We start from the raw sequence: 16,257 nt of genomic DNA, 5'->3' as shown, positions 1-16,257 counted from the left end.
TGCGAGCCCGTATGCAACTACTTTCTTTTCCCACGAGTGTGCATCCCTTTCAAGATTATTATTTAATCTCAAAAGGGATGTTTATGTTTCTTTTATAAACTTTTATTCTCCTGCTGTTTCTCCACCATCTTCATTGTTGTCCTGTGGTGCATCTGTTTCAGGTGCTGCTGTCTCAGGTTCCGGTGCTTTTGTTTCCACTACTTTCTTTGTTGTTGGAGCCTGTGTCTTTGGTGGCTTTGTTTTTGGTGGATTAGTTTCCGGTGCGTCTGTTTCAGGTGCATCTGTTTCAGGTGCTGCTGTCTGTGGTGCATAAGTTTCAGATGCTCTTGTGTATTCTTCTGTGTGATTATTATCGTCGTCATTATTTGCTTTTTCTTTTGTAGTTTTATCAACAGTTGTTGTTTCCTCTGCTGTTGTTTCTTCCGTCTTTGTTTTACCAAATGTACTTGATAAAAATATTGCTGCCACTACAACCACAATAATAATTCCTGCTGAAACCGCTATTGCAATAATGTTCATTTTTTTATTTTGATTAATTATCTGACTGTCCGGTATTTCCGTATCATATTCATCCGAATCATCATCATAAAATTCTTCATCTTCGTCAATTTGATTCTCATCTTCAAAAACGAAATTTTCATCTTCCATTTCTTCTGGGAAGTCAAAAGAATCCTCTTCTTCATATTGGATTTCGTCAGGCAAGTCTTCAAACTCATCATCCACTGTATCTATTCCGTCGAAGTCATCTGATACTGTTGGTATTTCTTCAGCATTGTCATCATCAATATCCAGATTTCCAAAGATTTTAGTTTCTCCAAAATCTTCTTTTGGGTCATCAAAAATCTTAGTTTCTCCAAAATCTTCTGACGCATTTCCTGTACCATTGTCAGCCTGATTATTCACAGTATCTTCCATTATTTCTCCACAATATGGGCATTGTTTTTCAGTTGGCTGTACATATTTACCACACTTTTTGCAAAACATATTAATGTCCTCCTTGTTTTTTCTTTTCGTTTTATGTGTTATATAAATTCACAGGTCTTATTTTCCCTGTTTAATATATAACGTATATTTTTTATCATTTATTTCACATTATAATTCAATTTTTATAATCAATGCAAGTAAAATGTAATTCTATTGGTGTTTTAAACTTTTATACACATTATAGTTTTATCAAAATTCCTTCTATCACGCTATCATTTAGTGCCACGAAAATATTTCCTGCAATTCTATAATACTCATCTGGTAAACTTTTCCTTGCCAGTGGTAAAATGCATATATATCTATTAAATTTATCATACATAATCTCATACTCTAAATTTATACCATATCCTATCCCTGCCATAAACGCTTCATCTGCATCCACTACTAATTTTGCATCGTATTTTGTATTAACATTAGAAACTTTTACAGATTTTAAATCAGCTAAATTGCCTACAAATCCGGATATTCCCTTGACTTCTTGTGTCTTAATATCGAAATCTAAACAAATATATGTTCCATTAACAACTAGGCTACCATCAGTGCTACAATCTGATGTGTATAAACTCAATTCGTCCATGTCGTATATACACACAAATTCGTCCTGATGCGAATTATATGATTTAAGCGCAAACTTCATATTTTTCTATTCCTTCATTCTAATATTCATTTTTTATACAGCATAAATAATTATTTTTGCTTTGCACATAAATATGAAAAAGCCTTGCCGACTTCAAAAAATCAGTAAGGTTTTTTCCAAAAATCTAATATTTTATTTAAGCTTCCTGTTCTACAATCTGAGCTTTAATGTATTTTTCAACTTCTCTTGGTTCAATACCAAGGGCAATTGAAAATTCGTCATTTAAATTCTGCTTTGCCTCTTTTAAATATCTGTCATCCACGTATGTGATTCTTTTTCCTTTGGCAATACGCTCTTTGTTTCTTGCATACATAGTTTTGATAATGCAGATAAGCTGTTTGCAGTCACATGAAACTAACGCTTCTTTATACTTTGCCTCACGCTGTCTGTCGTTTTCAATCCTCATTGGCTCAATGTCTTTTATTTCTGAAACTAAGTCTTTAGCCTGGTCTTTTGTTACAACTGAACGCATAACTACTTTGTCACTGTCCACAGGATAGAAAATTTTGCTATCCTCGGATTTCATTGGAACTAAAGCATAATATAACTGGTCTTTATCAACTCCTGACATATCCAGATGTGTTATGTCAACCACTTTACATACACCATTTCTTCCATGCACAATATAGTCTCCAACTTTAAACAATTCCAACACCTCTATTCTTTTTTTACTATTAGTGCAATACAAAACTTCACGTTTTTACGAAAATATTCAGTCATTGAATTTAACATCGTTTTAAGTGACTCAAAATTCTACAACAATGCATAAAATAATTTCCTACTATACTAAGATATTATCTCAATATATGTTGTTTTGTAATACTATTTATGTATAAATATATAGGTACAAATTTAAGCTGTACCTAAACCGATTTTCCCACAATATAATTCTACTACTTTTGAAAATAAATTGTTATAGGCAGAATAAACAAGATTTTTAGGTGTGTAATTGTCTAAATCCGTCAACTTTGATTGATATATTTTATTCTCCAGAGAACATTTCCTGGTCATCATCATCTTCTTCTGACTCATTGCTATCCAACTTTTCTGCTTCAACCATATGTCTTATATACGCTGATTCAGCAGCCTTTTCGTCCTCATCTATAATTCCATTATGGTTGTAGTCAAAGTCTTTATCGTATGGTCCGTAAGAATCCCCACCTGCAATGTACAACACTCCAAGTGTTCCCGGTCCACAATGACTTGATATTACGCTTCCCGCTCTTGTTTCAACAATCTTCTTAAATCTGTTAAGACTTTGAAGATATTCTCTTACAGCCCCCACGATTTCTGCGTCACAACCTGAATGCGTAATAAAAACCCTGTCTTTTTTAGCATGTCTTAGTTCCTGCTCCTGGTCTTTTACATAGTCGAGAATTACCTTCTTTATTGGACCACGATATTTCTTATCAGCATCCATCTTACCATTTTTAACAACAATACAAGGTTTTACCTTAAGAATACTGCCGAATAATTTTGATGTTGCTGAACATCTTCCACCTCTATGAAGATAAGTTAATGTGTCCACAACAAAGCTTGCTCTTACATAAGGCTTAAGAGTTTCAATTGTTTCAACTATCTCTTCCGGCTGATATTTCTTTCTTGCCAAAATAGCTGCCTCAACTACTAAATGTCCAATACCTGTTGAAAGGCTTTCTGAGTTAATAACAAAAACGTGTTCTTCGTAATAAAGCTCTTTTGCTGCAAGTCGCATTACATTTGCTGTTGTTGACATGTCTTCTGAAATAGCAAACATAATTACATCGTCGCCTGCTTCTTTGTATGGTTTTATCGCATTAACCGCATCTTCAATTGATGGTGCCGCTGTTTTTGGTGTTGTTTTATTTTCATCGCTCCATTTATAAATATCATCCGGTGTAATATCCACACCATCCTTATATTCATTGTCACCCATGTGAACATACAGCGGTAAAACATCAATATTGTATCTTTCTAATATTTCCTTTGTTAAATCACTTGTACTGTCTGTAATAATTTTTACCATAGTTCCTCCGTTGTTATTCGTTCTCTACCTCATTAATATTGTAAGGTGTTGTCTGGTATACATAATAGTTAATCCAGTTTGTCCACAAAAGCTGACCTGCCGCACGCCAGTTAACAATTGGCTCTTTTGTTGGATCATCGTCTGGGAAATAATTTACCGGAATAATCGGGTCCATACCTTTTGCTAAATCTCTTTCGTATTCCAACTTCAATGTATCTGCATCATATTCTGAATGATATAAAACAAAGAACTGTCTGCTGTCTACTGATTTTACAACACCAACTCCTGCTTCATCTGACTCTGCCATTAATTCAAGGTCCGGACATTCAAGAATCTGTTCTCTTGTAATTTCTGTTGCTCTTGAGTGTGGTGCATAATACACATCATCAAAACCTCTAAACAATGGTGACTTTTTATTTAAAATATGATGTTTGTAAATACCTGATAATTTAGGCACTCTGTCTCTTTTCTGTATTCCATAATGATAATATAAGCCTGCAAAAGCTCCCCAGCATAAATGGAACGTACAGTGAACGTGTTTCTTTGACCACTCCATTATTGTACAAAGTTCATCCCAATACTCCACATCTTCGTAAGCTACAAAGTCAAGTGGGGCGCCTGTAATAATTAAGCCGTCAAAATGATGGTCTTTTACTTCATCAAATGTTTTGTAAAATTCATCCATATGACTTGGATCAGTATGAGTTGAACGGTATGTTGCTGTCTGCAAAAATTCCACTTCTATTTGGAGTGGTGTATTTGATAATTTTCTTAAAATCTGTGTTTCTGTTACTATCTTTGTAGGCATTAAATTCAATACCAACACCTTTAGCGGACGAATGTTCTGAGTCATTGCTCTGTTCTCCGTCATAACAAATATATTTTCATTTTCTAAAATATCCCTAGCAGGTAAATTTGATTTTACTTTTATTGGCATGTTTATATCCTCTTTCCTACATTTAGTTTAATAATATGAAATAATACGTGCAAATTTCGTAATTCTACATTATGTATTGTGCAATTATATTTCATAATTTTCTCTTAATCAATCGTAAATTTCATTTTAACATAATAGTGAGATTTGTTCAAATTTTTGTATTATACATATTTATACATATTTTTACAATATGCTTATTAGCATATCTAAAACATGCTCCACGCTTTTCTCCCTGACCACGTTTCTTCCAAGATTGCCAAAGTGTACTGTCTCCGTTTTTGTTTCACCATTAATTGTATAGCCAAAACATACAGTACCAACAGGCTTTTCCACAGTGCCACCTGTAGGACCGGCAATTCCTGTAATACCCACTCCTACATTTGCCTGATTAGCTTTTGCTACGCCCTCAGCCATTTCCTTTGCTGTCTGTTCGCTTACTGCACCTAATGTATCAAGTGTCTCCTTCGAAACATTTACATATTTCATTTTTGCCGCATTTGCATAAGTGACAAAACTTGCGTTTAAAACCTTTGACGCATCTGCCACATCAACGATAGTCGCTGCCATCTTTCCTCCGGTGCAGCTTTCTGCAAAAGATATTGTATATTTCTTCTCAATTAATTTTTTTACAAGTATTTCCTGTTTGTTCATTATAAAAACTTCCTTTCTCCCAAAGTCTTTAATCCACTTTTGTTCAAACACAAGTGATTACGAACTTTTTTGATTTTGAGTTTTGATTCTGGGAATTGTTTCGCAATTCGCACTCCCACAATGATTATACCTTATTTTTCTATGTTTAAAACATTATTTTTCGGACAATATACTAATACTATGTTTTATAAATTTAATGATTTTAAAAATAAGTTAGATATACAGCCTGAACATAACTTCGTAGGGATTATACCACTATCTTCTGCTAATAATTACCACATTATTAATAAGTATGTACCAAAAATACCTAATTTATTTATGGATTTCCATTTTTCTAAATTAGAGAACTCTAAAGATTTTATCTATGGGTACATTAATATACCGGATATTCTTGTTACGACCCGTTCTATTATTTCTTTTATTTTGACTCGGGACTATGTTGTGTTTATTGACAGAGACGAGTATGTTGCCCAGGCTTTTCAAAAAATATCTGAATCCAGCAAGAACCAAGATGCTTTTCGGGATAGCGGGTGTGTTTTGTATTTTCTTCTTGATTATATTATGGCTAAGGATTTAGAGAAGATTAACAGCCTTCAACAAAATCTTGTACAGTTGGAGTTGGAAGTTTTAAATGAAAAAAATTTAGATATTATAAAAGAAATTACAAATTATCGGAGCCGCACCATGAAGCTTCACCATTACTATGTACAACTTGAGGGAATTCTTCAGGATTTGGAAGATGATATTTCTGATTTAATTAGTAATGAAGCAAAAGAATATTTCAATATTCTTATAAGAAAAACTACAATGTTTGGTCACGAATCGGAACAGATATGGGAATACACGTCACAAATAAGAGATATTTATCAGCAACAGTTGGACGTGCATCAAAATGCGGTTATGAAATTTCTCACTGTTGTAACCACGCTATTTATGCCTTTAACTTTAATTGTTGGCTGGTATGGTATGAACTTTGAACATATGCCTGAGCTTGAATTCAAATACAGCTATCCTATAGTTTTTGGTTTTAGTCTTCTTCTTGTTATTATTATGTGTGTAATTTTCAAAAAGAAAAAATGGTGGTAATATGCCACCATTTTCTAAATTACTCTTTATATTTTGTGCCTATTTTTCTGCCATATAGAACTCTTGTCTCAATATCTTTTGAAGTGTTATAGAAATATGTTTCAGGAAGTTTTACTTTGTCCTTTTCAACTAAAACAACAATAGTTGAACCGCCATATAAAAACATACCCTTTTCTTCCCCACGTTTTATCAAACCTGATTTTTGGTGGTTTTTGATTTTTCCAATCATCATTGCACCCACTTCTATTTGAGCAACTGTTCCAAAATTCTCAGTTTCAATAATTGAATATTCTCTGCTATTTTGTGCAAACACCGGATATTTATTTACGGCAATAGGTCGCACTGTATGAAGTATTCCCTTAACCGGCTTATTTTCCACAATCTCGCCATTGTCAACATAGCCGTATCTGTGATAGTCATCCACACAAAGTCTGAACACCATACAAATTCCACCATTATAGTCAGGCGCCTTCTTACTGTCCGGTATTAAATCTGCCACTTTGTAATGACTTCTCTTAATATTAAAAGTTGACTTTTCATCAATCCTATAAACTGACAATCTGCTGTCGCAAGGCGAAATAAAAGCATCGCTACTGTATTCCACCGGTCGCTTCTCCGGCAAAATCTTTCTTGTAAAACATTCATTAAAAGAATGGTATTTTGCCTTTTCATAATCCGCCATGTTTATACCGTTGTTTTTGATGAAATTTTTAATATGAATTTTAGATATTGGAGAATCCATATAAGCCCCACCAATTTTTGAAATGATGGGGCTTGTAAGTATTTTCAGCACCACACGACCTGGCACTGTATTATATAAAAATTTTAAAATTCCTGATTCGTTATTATTTTCCATGTTACTCTCTATTATTAATAAACTAATCTATTTGTTCTATGCTTACCACATTAACTCATTTATAAATTATCTTGCAAAATGTTTTACAACTATCATAGCTATAAATTCTAATGCACCTAAAAATACCATAAAATACAACATTGCAGTACCCGGTTTCTTAAGCTTGAATTTCAAAACAAATAAAACCGCTACAATTATAAGAACTATGTAGTATGCAAAAGAAATATTAACACTGTTAATATATAAAATATGTCTTAGTAAAAGAAATGCTGGGAAAATAAGTGCTGTAGATGTAACAGGTAAACCATAATAATACTTGTTATCTCCTACGCAATCTCCCTGTGTTTCTTCAACAGTAATGTTAAAATACGCAAGTCTGATTAACGCTGCTAATACAAAAAATGCACTTACAATAACGATAACTGCTTCAGGTATTGTGCATAAAACACTAGGTTGCTTAACCATTGTTGCACCAGCCACTCTGCCTGCGTCAAACATATCTCTTTTCCAAAGTCCCATACCTATACAAACCGGTAAAACACCAAATGCTACCAAATCTGACAATGAGTCAATCTGAACACCAAAATCTTTTTCTTTTTTTGTTCTATTTTTCTTTGATCTTGCCACTCTACCATCAAAAGTATCAAACAATCCACATAAAAGCAGAAACAATACTCCAAAATATGGGTGACCATGTCCTGAAAGTGATACTAAGATTCCCATTACTGCAGAAAGTAGTGAACCGTATGTAAGTATCACAGTATAATCCCAAATTCCTATCATTTTATCTTGTGTTTCATTCCTTTCATTCCTCTTAACAAATATGCAACTAAAGTAATCAATCCACAAATTAGTATACAACAGTAGAAAGAAATTCCTCTACTTAAAAGTTCAATGCTAATACTGTCTTTAACCAAATGTCCAAATCCGTCAATGAACAAATAATCTGCTGCTCCAACTGCTCCCGGTATTGGCACGCTGTTAGAACCGATTACAACAAATCCCTGAGCTGCAAAAGCATCTACCACCTTTGTTCCACCAATTCCAATAAACACACAAATAGAAACACCAATCAGTGACAATCTTTGTAATAAGTTGTAAATAAATGCCACGAAAATGTGTTTCTTATGACTGCTTATTGCCTGAGCACACTCTTTATATTGCTTTTCAACATGCTTTAATTTTTCCTGTCTTTCCTTAATGTTTTTAACTAAATGTAGTTTTTTAAACAATCTTAAGAAAAAGTCAGCGCACTTTGTAATGATTTTTTCCTTATAAACTAACAACAAAAAAGTTGTTAATAAAACAAATTGTACTAACGCTCCAATAAATATCATAATTTTTGAAACGATACTAAAATGCACAACCATAGTTGGTCTTAAAATGAAGCAAAGTACTCCTATAACAATAATTGAAACCGTATATAATGTCAAGTTTACCAGCAATATGATAGTAGTTACAGCCCCTGGAACCTTGTCCTTCATCATAAAATATGCTGATGCCGGCTGTCCACCTGTTGCTGATGGAGTAATTGCTGAGAAATAAATGTCAGATGATGAATATACAAGACATTTTCTAAAAGGTCTTTTGTAACCAAATGTTCCACACAAAACCTTAAGTGCCATACCTTCGAATACAAAAAATCCGCACATACACACAAAAGCCCCAAAAATCCAGCCTGGGGAAGCTGATTTGATATAGGAAATAAATCCATCTATTGTAAAAGATTCATTTGTTCCAACAATTGCGTATATTGTTAATCCAATCAGTGCTAACAATACTAATGACCATAGCACTTTACTTTTCATATCTTTCATAAACACCTTTTCTATTAATAGTAAGCCTGCAAAGGCTTGTTTACAGTTACCTAATTAGTTTTTTTGAAAAGCCTATCTTCTATTATAAAATAAATCTTTGATAAATTAAACCTTCTTGATAAAAACAATCCAAGTTCCACTACCACAATGGCTGCCACAACATCTAAAACTACATGCTGTTTAACCATAAGTGTTGAAGCAAACACAAGAATTGCTGCTACAAACGTAAATATTTTGTAGCCCTTTCCAACCTTTTTGCACTTCATTGCTCCTCGAAAACAAATCCAGTTTTCAAGACAATGTACTGATGGCAATAAATTATCAGGACTGTCCATACTATATATTAATCGTGATAACCACTGAAAAAATCCTGTTCCTGTTACCTCCGGTCTTATAATTGTTGTAGGTATTGCAATGAAAGCAACTAAACAACATAACTTTGCAATCTGCTCTGCCGTCAAAACTTCATAACAGACCTCTCTGCTCTCTCTTCCTATTACAATAAATCCCACAATCCAAACCACGTATGCCAACACATAAACTGACATCATAAACGGTGTAAACGGAATCATATAATCTATTGGTAAACTTAAATCATAATGATACAAGCCCGTTGTAAACAATCTGGTACCAAAATATGTAAACGCATTTAATCCTAAACATATTATTAAAGGTAAAAACGCATATTTTGGCAAAATCTTATATATTCTTTGCAAAATCCAAACCTCTTTCCTTTTAGTTTATACTTCTAAGTTTTTGCCCTTATGGTAAAGTAACACACTTTATCTATAACCGCAAGAAACTTAAGAATTTGTTTACAATTTATTAACTTTTCAAAGTGGCAAATTTCTAGTTGAAATTCCCCTAAAAATATTGTATTCTTTACTTGTAAATTGAAAATCGTCCATGCGACTGGCGGATAAGTGGAGTTCACCACAGGGAGCATGGTTTTAAGAATGTAAGTCGACCGCCTGGGCAACCTCTCTGGTTACCCAGGTGGTTTTGTTATTTTAAGGAGGATTTATTAAATGGAAATGTTATCTCTTGAAAATGAATTAAAAGAAAATTCATATCCGGGACGTGGAATTGTTATTGGAAAGTCTCCAAATGGAAAGTTTGCAGTAACAGCTTATTTTATTATGGGTCGTAGCGAAAACAGCCGTAATCGTGTTTTCGCAACTGAAGGTGAAGGAATTAGAACACAGGCTTTTGATCCTTCAAAGTTAGTTGATCCAAGTCTTATTATTTACGCACCTGTTCGTGTTCTTGGAAATAAGACAATTGTAACAAATGGAGATCAGACAGATACTATTTATGAATTAATGGACAAGCAGCAGACTTTTGAACAGTCACTTAGAACTCGTGAATTTGAGCCTGATGGTCCTAACTACACACCTCGTATTTCAGGAATTATGCATGTTGAAGACGGAAAGTATAACTATGCAATGTCTATTTTAAAGAGCAACAACGGTAATCCTAATGCTTGCAACAGATACACTTTTGCTTATGAAAATCCTGTTAATGGAGAAGGACATTTCATTCACACTTACAAATGTGATGGTAATCCTCTTCCTTCATTTGAAGGTGAACCAAAGTTAGTTCCTATGATGGACAATATGGACGAATTCACTAACATGCTTTGGAACAGCTTAAATGAAGACAACAAAGTTTCTCTTTTTGTAAGATACATTAATATAGAAGACGGAACTTATGAAACAAAAATTATTAACAAAAATAAATAATCAATTATGCTTATTATCATAAAATTATAATTTATTAATATTTTGTTCAGGCTCTTTTTGAACAAATGCTGTTAATGATTATAATTATTAGTAGCCATTAAAATTGTAACTAAAGAATTTAATAATTATAACTAAAGAATTTAATTAGGAGTGCTTATGAAAGAATTAGAATTAAAATATGGATGTAACCCAAACCAGAAACCTTCACGTATTTATATGGAAGAAGGTGAATTACCAATCAAGGTTTTAAATGGAAAACCTGGATACATTAACTTCCTTGATGCTTTTAACGGCTGGCAGTTAGTTAAGGAATTAAAGAAAGCTACAGGTCTTCCTGCTGCTACTTCTTTTAAACATGTTTCACCAGCCGGTGCTGCTGTTGGACTTCCTTTAAGCGAAGTTGAAGCTAAAATTTACTGGGTTGATGACCTTGGAGAATTATCACCACTTGCATCAGCTTATGCAAGAGCCAGAGGTGCTGACAGAATGTCATCTTATGGTGATTTCATTGCTTTATCAGATGTTTGCGATGTTTCTACAGCACAGGTTATTAAGAGAGAATTCTCAGACGGAATTATTGCACCAGGCTATGAACCTGAAGCTCTTGAATTATTAAAGGGTAAAAAACGTGGTGCTTATGCTATTATCGAAATTGATCCTGACTATGTACCTAAGAAGCTTGAAAGAAAAGAAGTTTTCGGTATTACTTTTGAACAGGGACGTAACGAATTAAACATTGATGATGATTTCTTTAGCAATGTTGTTACAGAAAATAAAGAACTTACAGAACAGGCAAAGATTGACATGGCTATTTCAATGATTACATTAAAATATACTCAGTCAAACTCAGTATGTTTTGTTAAAAACGGACAGGCTATCGGTGTTGGTGCCGGACAGCAGTCACGTATCCATTGTGTAAGACTTGCTGGACAGAAGGCTGACAACTGGTTGCTTCGTCAGTGTCCAAAGGTTCTTAATCTTCCATTTAAAGAAGATATGAAGAGAGCTGATAGAGACAATGCTATTGACCTTTACATTGGTGATGAATATATGGATATTTTAGCTGATGGCGAATGGGAAAGAGTATTTACAGAAAAGCCTGAAGTATTTACTAAGGAAGAAAAGCAGGCTTGGCTTGCACAGGCTGAAGGAATCACATTAGGTTCTGATGCATTCTTCCCATTTAGCGATAACATTGAAAGAGCTGCAAAGAGTGGTGTTAAATATGTTGCTCAGCCAGGCGGTTCTATTAGAGACCAGGATGTTATTGATGCATGTAACAAACATGATATGGTAATGAGCTTCACAGGACTTAGATTATTCCACCACTAAATCACTAAGATTTGATTAATTTATAGCTATTTATAAAATTCCACCCCTTTAAGATTTTATCAGTCTCAAGGGGTGGAAAATTTTGTTTTTGCGTTTTTCTGTTTTTATTTGGTCTGAATTTTTCCACCCCTTTTAGTTTTTATCATGCTCAAGGGGTGGAAATTTTTGTTTTTGCTTTTTTCTGTTTTTACTTTGTTTGAATTTTTCCACCCCTTTTAGTTTTTATCATGCTTAAAGGGTGGAAAATTTTGTTTTGCCATTTTCTGTTTTTATTTGGTCTGAATTTTTCCACCCCTTTAAGATTTTATCATGCTCAAGGGGTGGAAATTTTTGTTTTTGCGTTTTTCTGTTTTTATTTGGTTTGATTTTTTCCACCCCTTTTAAATTTTATCATGCACAAGGGGTGGAAAATTTTGTTTTTGCGTTTTTCTGTTTTTACTTTGTTTGATTTTTTCCACCCCTTTTAGTTTTATCATGCTCAAGGGGTGGAAAATTTTGTTTTTGCGTTTTTCTGTTTTTACTTTGTTTGAATTTTTCCACCCCTTTTAGTTTTATCAGCCTCAAGGGGTGGAAATTTTTGCTTACTTATTTTTCAAACTTTTCTTTTGTCTAAATTCGTTAATATTTTCCATTTATTTCTTAATTCTTTGTTAACTTTTTGTGTATTGTATGGATTTACCATTGTTTTTTTGGTATGATGTTGTTCGGTATGAAAAAGAACTACGGAGGGATTTTATATGAATATTTTATTTTTTTTAACACCAAAAGAAAAAGTTGCACATACAGATACTGATGATACATTACGTCAGGCTTTAGAAAAAATGGAACATCATGGCTACTCAGCCATTCCACTTTTAGATTTAGATGGTAAATATGTTGGTACTATCACAGAAGGTGATATGCTTTGGTATATTAAAGATAATGATTTTCCAAGTTTAAAAGATATGGAAGATATTTCGATTTTGGATGTGAAACGTAAAAGAGATAATGAAGCTGTTAATATTTCAGTTTCCATGGATGAGCTTGTAAACAAGATTACTAACCAGAACTTTGTACCGGTAGTAGACGACCACAATGTATTTATAGGCATTATTACCCGTAAAGACGTTATTCTTTACCTTGCCAACAAGGAAATGATTGAAAACAAAATCGTCAGCTAATAATTCGAAAAGATAATAATTTGAAAATGCTGATTTAACCTGATGCTTCAATATGATAATAGCTAAACAGCTATTACATAATTTAATTTATGGATATTAATAAGTAAAAAGTTGAACAGCTTATATAATTCAGTTTATGAGTACGAATAAACAAAGAGCTAAAATTTGTTTGAATATGATACGCAACCTATGCAAATCTATGCAGGGGCAATATCAAATTATCAAACATTTTTAGCTCTTTTTTTAACAACTTAACAATTTATTTTAATTAATTTATTTTTTATTTATCTTATTTTTTTCTATTTGTTTGTATTTATTATTTTTCTCTTGTATCTTTTTAGTGTCTTTCTTTTTTAAAAAACTCTCAGATCACGTTAATATTTTTATAAATTATAAATGATTATTATAATTCTTTATGCTTTTTGAAATACTCTTTTGTTTCTTTTGCCACAACACCACTTAATACAAACAATGCGATTATGTTAGGAATTGCCATTAAACCATTAAAGATATCGGCAATTGTCCAAACTGCTTTGACAGTCATGTATGGTCCAATGAATACTGCAAGTATGTATAACCATCTGTATACTTTTACTGCTTTTTGATTTCTATTTGTTAAATATTCTAAGCATCTTTCACCATAGTAATTCCAACCAAGGATTGTTGTAAAAGCAAAGAATACTAAACATACCATCAATACAAATGCTGAAACTTCTGCAGGTAAGAAGCTTAAGCCCTTCTGGAATGCATCAGTTGTAACCTGTACACCTTCGATTCCTTTTACCTGATATGAGCCCATCATTACAATTGATAAACCTGTTAAAGTACATACAATAATTGTATCAATGAATGTACCTGTCATTGTTACTAATCCCTGACGTACAGGTTCGTTTGTTTTTGCTGCAGCTGCTGCGATTGGTGCTGAACCAAGTCCTGCTTCATTTGAGAAAATACCTCTTGCAATACCTTTCTGCATTGCAATACCAATTGCTGCAAGCACACCACCTGCTGCTGCTTTTGCACCAAATGCATATTCAACGATTGTTGCTAATGCACCAGGTAATTTTTCTATATTTGCAATAATTAACACAAGTACAGTCACAATATATAAAACAGCCATAAATGGAACTACTACCTGTGATACTTTAGAAATTCTCTGAATACCACCAATTACTACCAAACCTACTACAAAAGCTAAAACTAAAGCTGTAATAACTGTTACGATTGAATAATCCTTTCCAAGTATATTAACTGCATGTTCTTTGTTTGGATCAAAGAATGATAATGTTGCTGATGCAATTCCGTTTACCTGTGTAAATGTTCCGATACCAAATAAACCTACGCAAGCTCCAAAAAATGCAAAGATTTTTGCAAGCCATTTCCATTTGTGTCCCATACCACTTTCAATGTAGTAGAAAGGTCCACCAAGAACATGTCCTTCCTTATCAATTGTTCTGTATCTTACTGCCAAAAATCCTTCTGCGTACTTTGTTGCCATTCCAAAAAATGCCGCAACCCACATCCAGAATAATGCACCGGGACCACCAACTGCTGTTCCAAGTGCTGTACAACCAATGGCTGTAGCTACACCAACAATGTTACCTGTTCCTATAGTCGCTGATAAAGCTGTACAAAGTGCTCCAAAACTACTTACTTCCCCTTCACCTTCCTCTTCATTTAAAAACATAAACCTAAGTGCCTTTGGCAAATGCACTATCTGTAAAAGTCTTAAACGAAAAGTAAGGTAGATGCCTGCTGCGAGAATTAACACTATAAGTGGAACTCCCCAAACCAAATCATCTACCTTAGTTAAAAAGTCTCCTATTGCGTTCATAACGTCCTCCTGTCCTTTTGCCTGAGAGATTAACAGAATTCATAAAAGATTTAAATTCTGCCGTACACCTTCGGCGTCTGAGTCAACAAAAATCTTTGTCATCAGACCTCTCCAGTTGTTGTCTATATTCCTTTTTGACAACGCACTTTCTATTGTAAGACTATAGAGGAATTAATGCAATAACATTTTTTACATTTTTTTCATATTTTCGACACAAACGCTAACCTAATGCTACATCTAATGTCATCATTACCGTAAATCCTAATGCGAAAAATATTGTTCCCCAGTTAGAATGTTTTCCTTCCGCCATTTCCGGAACAAGCTCTTCCACAACAACATACATCATTGCTCCTGCTGCAAAACTTAACAAATAAGGAAGTGCCGGAATTATAAAGCTTGCCGCCAATATTGTAATTACTGCCGCTATTGGCTCCACTGCCCCGGATAAAACTCCATACAGAAAAGCCTTTCTTTTTCCATTACCTTCTGCTTTCAAGGGCATTGACACAATGGCACCTTCCGGAAAGTTTTGAATTGCAATTCCAATGGAAAGTGCTAAAGCACCCATTTCAGTAATGCCACTTTTCCCTGAAAGCACACCTGCAAAAACAACACCGACTGCCATTCCCTCAGGTATGTTGTGAAGAGTTACCGCTAACACTAACATGGTTGTTCGCTTAATCTTCACTTTGGGGCCTTCTGTTTCATTACTGCTTACGTGTAAATGGGGAATTATTTCATCTAATAACAATAGAAACAGGATTCCTAACCAAAAACCTATAAAAGCCGGTAAAAAAGCAAATTTTCCCATATTTTCCGACTGTTCAATTGATGGAATAATAAGACTCCATATTGACGCTGCCACCATTACGCCTGCTGCAAAACCTGTTAATATTTTTTGAATTTTTATATTCAAATCTTTTTTCATAAACAATACACAAGCTGCTCCTAAAGACGTTCCTAAAAAGGGTATTAATATACCCTGAATGATTTTTAAATCCATATTTTTCTCCTCATATAAGTTATTGATTTAATACACTAAAATACACTTATACTAACCTGTATTAATTTCTACTTACATAAATTACATTAATTTATTTTTTAATCCTTTTATCATATAAGTTTTTATAGTATATGCATTTTATTTCATTCTTTTGTATAAAACTTATATGATTTTACATTTATTAGCATACCACATTATGGAAATTTTTGTTTT

At 33.5% G+C, this 16,257-nt stretch carries 16 protein-coding genes and 2 riboswitches; of the genes, 4 read left to right on the top strand and 12 right to left on the bottom strand.

Annotation, left to right across the window (positions count from 1 at the left end):
- Positions 1–102 precede the first annotated feature (102 nt).
- The 6 genes from DW006_RS07720 to DW006_RS07695 all read right to left on the bottom strand — a co-directional run bounded on the left by DW006_RS07720 (position 103) and on the right by DW006_RS07695 (position 5,214).
- Positions 103–984 (bottom strand): zinc ribbon domain-containing protein, encoded by an 882-nt coding sequence (locus DW006_RS07720; RefSeq protein ID WP_117999750.1) that lies wholly within the window; start codon positions 982–984, stop codon positions 103–105.
- 178 nt (positions 985–1,162) lie between these two features.
- Entirely contained in the window at positions 1,163–1,621 is a 459-nt protein-coding gene (locus DW006_RS07715) for a hypothetical protein (RefSeq protein ID WP_117999749.1), read from the bottom strand.
- A 136-nt stretch (positions 1,622–1,757) separates the two neighbouring features.
- A complete protein-coding gene (locus DW006_RS07710; protein ID WP_117999748.1) occupies positions 1,758–2,267 on the bottom strand; it encodes a CarD family transcriptional regulator in 510 nt (169 codons plus the stop codon).
- A gap of 336 nt (positions 2,268–2,603) precedes the next feature.
- The gene (locus tag DW006_RS07705; RefSeq protein WP_117999747.1) at positions 2,604–3,626 is read right to left on the bottom strand and encodes a DegV family protein; all 1,023 of its coding nucleotides are present in this window, start codon (positions 3,624–3,626) and stop codon (positions 2,604–2,606) included.
- Positions 3,627–3,639: 13 nt separating this feature from the next.
- Positions 3,640–4,563, bottom strand: coding sequence for a homoserine O-succinyltransferase (gene metA, locus DW006_RS07700; RefSeq protein WP_022164662.1), 924 nt, complete (start codon positions 4,561–4,563; stop codon positions 3,640–3,642).
- Between the two features lie 183 nt (positions 4,564–4,746).
- The gene (locus DW006_RS07695) at positions 4,747–5,214 is read right to left on the bottom strand and encodes a CinA family protein (RefSeq protein ID WP_117999746.1); all 468 of its coding nucleotides are present in this window, start codon (positions 5,212–5,214) and stop codon (positions 4,747–4,749) included.
- 180 nt (positions 5,215–5,394) lie between these two features.
- Here DW006_RS07695 and DW006_RS07690 point away from each other — a divergent pair, with 180 nt between their 5' ends.
- On the top strand, positions 5,395–6,300 hold the full coding sequence (locus DW006_RS07690; RefSeq protein WP_158561089.1) for a CorA family divalent cation transporter: 906 nt from the start codon (positions 5,395–5,397) through the stop codon (positions 6,298–6,300).
- A gap of 19 nt (positions 6,301–6,319) precedes the next feature.
- Here the strand turns inward: DW006_RS07690 and DW006_RS07685 are convergent, their stop codons facing one another.
- The 4 genes from DW006_RS07685 to DW006_RS07670 form a co-directional block, all read right to left on the bottom strand.
- Entirely contained in the window at positions 6,320–7,156 is an 837-nt protein-coding gene (locus DW006_RS07685) for a phosphatidylserine decarboxylase (protein WP_117999744.1), read from the bottom strand.
- A 66-nt stretch (positions 7,157–7,222) separates the two neighbouring features.
- Positions 7,223–7,939, bottom strand: coding sequence for a CDP-alcohol phosphatidyltransferase family protein (locus tag DW006_RS07680; protein ID WP_022164658.1), 717 nt, complete (start codon positions 7,937–7,939; stop codon positions 7,223–7,225).
- Complete coding sequence (locus DW006_RS07675; protein WP_117999743.1) at positions 7,936–8,973, bottom strand: lysylphosphatidylglycerol synthase transmembrane domain-containing protein; 1,038 nt, start codon at positions 8,971–8,973, stop codon at positions 7,936–7,938. The genes DW006_RS07680 and DW006_RS07675 overlap by 4 nt, the downstream gene beginning before the upstream one ends.
- A 50-nt stretch (positions 8,974–9,023) precedes the next feature.
- Entirely contained in the window at positions 9,024–9,689 is a 666-nt protein-coding gene (locus DW006_RS07670) for a phosphatidic acid phosphatase (RefSeq protein WP_117999742.1), read from the bottom strand.
- Between the two features lie 182 nt (positions 9,690–9,871).
- A riboswitch (ZMP/ZTP riboswitch) is annotated at positions 9,872–9,957 on the top strand.
- Between the two features lie 44 nt (positions 9,958–10,001).
- Here DW006_RS07670 and DW006_RS07660 point away from each other — a divergent pair.
- The 3 genes from DW006_RS07660 (at position 10,002) to DW006_RS07650 (ending at position 13,207) form a co-directional block, all read left to right on the top strand.
- Entirely contained in the window at positions 10,002–10,715 is a 714-nt protein-coding gene (locus DW006_RS07660) for an IMP cyclohydrolase (RefSeq protein WP_117999740.1), read from the top strand.
- A 156-nt stretch (positions 10,716–10,871) separates the two neighbouring features.
- Positions 10,872–12,047, top strand: a complete 1,176-nt coding sequence (locus tag DW006_RS07655; RefSeq protein ID WP_022164654.1) for a phosphoribosylaminoimidazolecarboxamide formyltransferase — start codon at positions 10,872–10,874, stop codon at positions 12,045–12,047.
- 737 nt (positions 12,048–12,784) lie between these two features.
- Positions 12,785–13,207, top strand: coding sequence for a CBS domain-containing protein (locus DW006_RS07650; RefSeq protein WP_117999739.1), 423 nt, complete (start codon positions 12,785–12,787; stop codon positions 13,205–13,207).
- 403 nt (positions 13,208–13,610) lie between these two features.
- On the opposite strand, the gene DW006_RS07645 is transcribed toward DW006_RS07650, so the two are convergent.
- Positions 13,611–15,041: a sodium:alanine symporter family protein gene (locus DW006_RS07645; RefSeq protein ID WP_117999738.1), complete on the bottom strand. Its 1,431-nt coding sequence runs from the start codon at positions 15,039–15,041 to the stop codon at positions 13,611–13,613.
- Positions 15,041–15,166, bottom strand: a riboswitch (glycine riboswitch). (Overlaps the previous gene by 1 nt.)
- A gap of 95 nt (positions 15,167–15,261) precedes the next feature.
- On the bottom strand, positions 15,262–16,044 hold the full coding sequence (locus DW006_RS07640) for a ZIP family metal transporter (protein ID WP_117999737.1): 783 nt from the start codon (positions 16,042–16,044) through the stop codon (positions 15,262–15,264).
- Positions 16,045–16,257 lie beyond the last annotated feature (213 nt).

Origin of the sequence: Eubacterium sp. AF36-5BH (assembly GCF_003460505.1) — a bacterium.
Taxonomy (GTDB): Bacteria; Bacillota; Clostridia; order Lachnospirales; family Lachnospiraceae; genus Eubacterium_G.
The sequence above is the reverse complement of the archived record's forward strand: the minus strand, read 5'-3'. Positions and strand labels throughout refer to the sequence as shown.

Bases quoted from the DNA above. Each gene is read 5' to 3' on its own strand.
- DW006_RS07720 (WP_117999750.1), bottom strand. From the start codon at position 984: ATGTTTTGCAAAAAGTGTGGTAAATATGTACAGCCAACTGAAAAACAA.
- DW006_RS07715 (WP_117999749.1), bottom strand. From the start codon at position 1,621: ATGAAGTTTGCGCTTAAATCATATAATTCGCATCAGGACGAATTTGTG.
- DW006_RS07705 (WP_117999747.1), bottom strand. From the start codon at position 3,626: ATGGTAAAAATTATTACAGACAGTACAAGTGATTTAACAAAGGAAATA.
- metA (WP_022164662.1), bottom strand. From the start codon at position 4,563: ATGCCAATAAAAGTAAAATCAAATTTACCTGCTAGGGATATTTTAGAA.
- DW006_RS07695 (WP_117999746.1), bottom strand. From the start codon at position 5,214: ATGAACAAACAGGAAATACTTGTAAAAAAATTAATTGAGAAGAAATAT.
- DW006_RS07690 (WP_158561089.1), top strand. From the start codon at position 5,395: ATGTTTTATAAATTTAATGATTTTAAAAATAAGTTAGATATACAGCCT.
- DW006_RS07685 (WP_117999744.1), bottom strand. From the start codon at position 7,156: ATGGAAAATAATAACGAATCAGGAATTTTAAAATTTTTATATAATACA.
- DW006_RS07680 (WP_022164658.1), bottom strand. From the start codon at position 7,939: ATGATAGGAATTTGGGATTATACTGTGATACTTACATACGGTTCACTA.
- DW006_RS07675 (WP_117999743.1), bottom strand. From the start codon at position 8,973: ATGAAAGATATGAAAAGTAAAGTGCTATGGTCATTAGTATTGTTAGCA.
- DW006_RS07660 (WP_117999740.1), top strand. From the start codon at position 10,002: ATGGAAATGTTATCTCTTGAAAATGAATTAAAAGAAAATTCATATCCG.
- DW006_RS07655 (WP_022164654.1), top strand. From the start codon at position 10,872: ATGAAAGAATTAGAATTAAAATATGGATGTAACCCAAACCAGAAACCT.
- DW006_RS07650 (WP_117999739.1), top strand. From the start codon at position 12,785: ATGAATATTTTATTTTTTTTAACACCAAAAGAAAAAGTTGCACATACA.
- DW006_RS07645 (WP_117999738.1), bottom strand. From the start codon at position 15,041: ATGAACGCAATAGGAGACTTTTTAACTAAGGTAGATGATTTGGTTTGG.
- DW006_RS07640 (WP_117999737.1), bottom strand. From the start codon at position 16,044: ATGGATTTAAAAATCATTCAGGGTATATTAATACCCTTTTTAGGAACG.